This is a genomic window from Frateuria sp. (genome assembly GCF_013362045.1).
GTDB lineage: Bacteria > Pseudomonadota > Gammaproteobacteria > Xanthomonadales > Rhodanobacteraceae > Frateuria_A.
This window is the reverse complement of sequence record NZ_JABFWW010000296.1, coordinates 1-4,573: the sequence shown is the minus strand read 5'-3', so window position 1 is coordinate 4,573 and position 4,573 is coordinate 1. Positions and strand designations below refer to the sequence as shown.

General features: G+C 69.6%; 6 protein-coding genes. 1 reads left to right on the top strand and 5 read right to left on the bottom strand.

The genetic code is table 11. The features are described 5' to 3' along the window. The 5 genes from HOQ08_RS14165 to HOQ08_RS14145 all read right to left on the bottom strand — a co-directional run. Positions 1 to 874: flagellar hook-basal body complex protein (locus tag HOQ08_RS14165; RefSeq protein ID WP_291196224.1), on the bottom strand; the 874-nt coding region annotated here is incomplete at its 3' end. Positions 875 to 919: 45 nt separating this feature from the next. Next, on the bottom strand, positions 920 to 1,570 hold the full coding sequence (locus HOQ08_RS14160; RefSeq protein ID WP_291196221.1) for a flagellar hook capping FlgD N-terminal domain-containing protein: 651 nt from the start codon (positions 1,568 to 1,570) through the stop codon (positions 920 to 922). Between the two features lie 8 nt (positions 1,571 to 1,578). Continuing rightward, on the bottom strand, positions 1,579 to 2,001 hold the full coding sequence (gene flgC, locus HOQ08_RS14155; protein WP_291196218.1) for a flagellar basal body rod protein FlgC: 423 nt from the start codon (positions 1,999 to 2,001) through the stop codon (positions 1,579 to 1,581). Next, complete coding sequence (gene flgB, locus HOQ08_RS14150) at positions 2,001 to 2,405, bottom strand: flagellar basal body rod protein FlgB (RefSeq protein ID WP_291196215.1); 405 nt, start codon at positions 2,403 to 2,405, stop codon at positions 2,001 to 2,003. Before flgB ends, flgC begins: the two co-directional genes overlap by 1 nt. A 220-nt stretch (positions 2,406 to 2,625) precedes the next feature. Continuing rightward, on the bottom strand, positions 2,626 to 3,555 hold the full coding sequence (locus HOQ08_RS14145; RefSeq protein ID WP_291196212.1) for a chemotaxis protein: 930 nt from the start codon (positions 3,553 to 3,555) through the stop codon (positions 2,626 to 2,628). A gap of 245 nt (positions 3,556 to 3,800) precedes the next feature. Here HOQ08_RS14145 and HOQ08_RS14140 point away from each other — a divergent pair. After that, positions 3,801 to 4,573 (top strand): methyl-accepting chemotaxis protein (locus HOQ08_RS14140; RefSeq protein ID WP_291196209.1); only part of this gene is annotated, 773 nt, incomplete at its 3' end.

The window sequence follows — 4,573 nt, the reverse complement described above, 5'->3', positions numbered from 1 at the left end:
TGGAAAGCGTGCCGCTGGGATAGCCGTCCTGGTTGATCGCGCTCAGGGCATAGCTGTTGCCGAACTGCGTGGCCTTGCTGACGTCGATGGTCAGCGCCAGCGGGTTGGCGCCCGGGCTGACCGACAATGCAGGGAAGGCGAGCTTGCCGCCGGCCGGCGAGGCCAACGCGCCGTTGCTGGTGAAGGACAGCGCCTGCGGTGCGCCGGCGGCCACGCCGTCGACATACAGGTAGGCACTCCAGCTGTTGGCCGCGGCGTTCTTGACGAAATAGACGGTGCCGTTGTGGCTGGCGCCGAGCGAGTCGTAGGCGGTGAACGGGGTGGCCTGGCTGTAGCTGAGCGCGTCGGTGGGGCTGAACGGCGTGGCGGTGGGCGCGGTGGCATCGGAGGGCAGGTTGAGCGACATCTGCACGCTGCCGGTGGCCTTGGCCGAACTCTGCGCGTTGGTCATCTGCAGGTCGACCAGCGTGCTGGTGTCGAAGCCCTTGCCCGCCGGCGGGAACACCTGCAGGTGCTGGCCGCTGGCATTGACCACGTAGCCGTTGTTGTCCTGCTGGAACGCGCCGGCGCGGCTATAGGCGAAGCCCTTGCCGTCGCGCAGGGTGAAGAAGCCGTCGCCGTTGAGGGCGAAGTCCAGGCTGTTGCCGGTGTTCTCCACGTTGCCGGCGCCGAACTGCTGGGCCACCTCGGCCAGCCGCACGCCGCTGCCGACGGCAGTCGCCGAAAGGTTGCGGCCCGCCGAGTTGTAAAGTTCGGCGAACTCCGCACGCGAGCCCTTGAAGCCGGTGGTGCCGGTGTTGGCGATGTTGTTGGCGGTGACCTCGAGGTCCTTGGACGCCGCATTCAGGCCGCTCAGCGCGATATTGAAAGCCATCGGTGTTCCCCCGTATGGGTGGTGATGCCGTTGCGTGTTGAAACGTCAGTTGACGCGCGCGACCTGGCTCAGCAGCACGCCGCCGAAGCCGTTGACGTCCAGATAGGCGCCGTCGGTGCCGGTCATGCCCACGCCGTCGACCTTGCCGCTGACGTAGGTGGCCGCCGCGGCGGTGCCCACCTGCGCAGCCAGGCCGTAGGTGCCCGGCGGCAGCGGCTGGCCGCCATCGCCCGTGCCGTCCCAGTGGAAGTCGGCCAGGCCGGCTACCTGCGTGCCGAGATCGATGGTTCGCACCACGTTGCCGGCGTGGTCGGTGATCTGTACGAAGGTGCGGCCACCGCCGCCGGGCACGTTGACCGCGCCGTCGAGCGCGCCGCCCTGCAGCCGGCCGACCGCGGACGGCACGGTGACGCTGCGGCCGACCATGCCCGAGGCCTGCAGCAGCTGGTTGCCCTGCATCGACTTGGAGAGCGCATCGAAGGAGGTCTGCAGGTTCTGCGTGGCCGAGACCTGGTTGATCTGCGCCAGCTGGCTGACCATCTGCGAGGAATCCATCGGCTGGGTCGGATCCTGGTTGCGCATCTGCTGGATCAGCAGGCTCAGGAAGTCGGCCTGGCTCAGCGTCTTGTTGTCCTTCTTCGCGGACTGCGCGGCGGCCCCTGCGGCGCTGCTGGCATTGACTGCGATGTCGCTCATGGCCGCTCCTATTTCCCGAGGTCCAGCGTCTTCTGCATCAGCTGGCGCGCGGTGTTCATCACTTCCACGTTGTTCTGGTAGGAGCGCGAGGCCGAGATCATGTTGACCAGCTCGTCCACCGGGTTGACGTTGCTCTGGTAGACGTAGCCGTCCGCATCGGCCATGGGGTTGCCCGGCTCGTAGCGGCTGGTGATCGCGTTGGGGCTCTCGGTGACGCCAAGCACCTTGACCCCCTCGCTGCCCGCCTCGGCCGGCTTGCCATCGAGGCCGGCGCGGATCGCCGCGAACAGCGGCTCCTTGGCCCGGTAGGCAGCCTGCGGCGTGCTCGCCACGCTGTCGGCGTTGGCCAGGTTGCTGGCCACGGTGTTGAGCCGGGTCGATTGCGCCGCCATGCCGGAGCCGGCGACGTTGAAGATGTTGAACAGCGACATCAGCCCTGGCCTCCGGTGATGGCGGTGCGCAGCATGCGGATCTGCGCGGTGATGAAGGCCAGGCTCGCCTGGTAGTGCACGCCGTTGGCGGCGAACGCGGCCTGCTCCTGCTGCGCGTCGACGGTGTTGCCATCCATGCTGGGCTGGGTGGGCACGCGGTAGGCGAGCGTATCGCGTGCCTGGACGACCGGGTCGATCTGGCCGGGCGTGGGTGCGGCCAGCGGCAGGCTGCCGTCGCCGCTGCCGCCGGCGGCGGCCAGTGCCTTGCGGAAGTCGACGTCGCGGGCGAGGTAGCCCGGGGTGTCGGCATTGGCCAGGTTGCTGGCCAGCACCTCGGTACGGCGCTGCCACAGCGCGAGCGCGCCGGTGTGCATGCCGAACAGGTTGTCGATGGGTTGGCTCATCGCTTGCCTCCGCGCGGGTCGGTGGTCCGCACGGGGCTTGAGGCAAGTTGTGTGCCATGGGGGCGCGAGGCCTTGCCGTGGCTGGGCTGGCGGCCTACCGATGCTTTTCGGTCACGGCCCCTGCGGCAGCGAAGTCGGAATTCCGACGCGCGCTTTTTTTGCCCCGCTCCCCCGGCTGCGCCGGGGGAGCGGGAGTTTCTAGGCGCCGCTTCGGCCGACCCTACGCGGCCTCGTCGTCCGGCAACAGCTCGATCACCGCCTGCGCCAGCAGGTCCGGCTGGAACTTGGCGACGAAGCGGTCGGCATTGACCTCGCGCACCATCGCCTCGTTGAACAATCCCGAAAGCGAACTGTGCAGCACCACCTTCAGCCGGCGCAGCGCGGGCGTCTGGCGGATCGCGCGGGTGAGCGCATAGCCGTCCAGTTGCGGCATCTCGATGTCGGACACCACCAGGTTGACGCTTTCTTCCGGCGGCAGCGCGGCCAGCTCGTGCAGGCGCTCCAGCGCCTCGCGGCCGTCCTGCGCCACCACGCATTCGATGTTCATCTGCTTGAACAGGCTGACCAGGCGCCGGCGGGCGATCAGCGAATCGTCCGCCACCAGCACGCGGCGCGGACGCAGCGGATGCGCACCGGCGGCGCGCAGCATCTGCGCCGAGAGTTCGTGCGGCGAGGCATCGATGCTGGCCAGCACCTGCTCGACGTCCACCACGGCGATCAGCGCACCGTTGATGCGCGTCACCGCATTGACCCGCGAGCCGAAGCCCAGCGCGGCGCTCGGCGCCATCAGCGACTCGCCTTCGCAATGGACCATGTGCTGCAGGTCGGACACCAGGAAGCCCTGCACCGAGCGGCTGAATTCCGTGACCATCAGGTGCGCGGAGGGCTGGTCGAGCAGCGCCGGATAGCCCAGCGCCGCGGCCAGGTCGATCACCGGGATGGTCTGCCCGCGGTAGTCGCAGCTGCCCGCGATGAGCGCGTGCGCGCCGGGCATGCGCTCCAGCGGCGGGCGGCGCAGTACCTCGCGCACCTTGAACACGTTGATGGCGAACAGCTGCGGCTCGCCCAGGCGGAACAGCAGCATCGCCACCCGGTTGTGCCCGGCCAGGCGGGTCTGGCGTTCGACGTTTTCCAGCAGGGCGCCGGCCATGCGTAACTCCTCGGGGGACAGCGGACCATGGGCCCGTGCCCGCGTATCGGCGGAATGCGGCCGGCCTTGAGCCTTCGGCTTCCTCTCTCCAGCGCCGCTGGGGCGAGGCTGGGGAGAGAGGGGTCTTGGCCCTCCGACTGCCCCCCGCCACGAAGCACGCTCCCACTGGCACACGCGTTGCTTGTTCAAGTTTCGACGCATCCGGACGATGTCCTGACCATTCATCCGCAGGAAACCGCATCTCCATGAGCCTGATCCGTAGCCAGTCCCTGGCCGCGCTGGTCCAAGCGGCCGCCGCTGGCGACGAGGCGCGCCTCGAGCAACTGTCCCGCCGACACCCGGGCGCCGCGCAGGCGCTGGCCCCGCTGCTGGCCCGCCTGCACGCGGGCCAGCCCGCGGCGATGGCCCTGCAGACCCTCGAACAACAGGGCCTGGTGCTGGCCGCCGCGCAGATGCTGGGGCGCGAGCAGTCCGCGCTGGACAAGGCCGCCCAGGAAAGCCGCGACGGCGTCGGCCGCTTGACGGACGCCAGCGCCGGAATCTCGACGGCGCTGCAGCAGGTCGCCCATGCCCTGGCGCAGGTGGAGCAGGCGCGCCAGAGCGGCAGCGGCGGCGTGAGCGAGCTCGATGGCCAGCTGCGCCTGCTGCGCAGCGCGCTGTCGGCGATGAACCGCAACCAGGCGCGCCTGGCCGAGCAGGTCGAGCAGATCCGCAAGCTCACCGGCGTGGTGCAGGAGATCGCCCACCAGACCAACCTGGTCGCGCTCAACGCGGCCATCGAGGCGGCCCGCGCGGGCGAGGCCGGCCGCGGCTTCGCGGTGGTCGCCGACGCGGTCAAGCAGCTGGCCGAAAAGACCACCCAGGCCACCACCGAGATCGAGACCGTCACCGGTTCCATCGGCGAGTTTTCGCAACAGCTGGACGGCGACGTGCAACAGGGCATGCAGCGACTGGAGCAGGCGCAATCCGGCGTCAGCCAGGCCAACGGCGCGATGCGCCGCAGCGGCGAGGCGCTGGC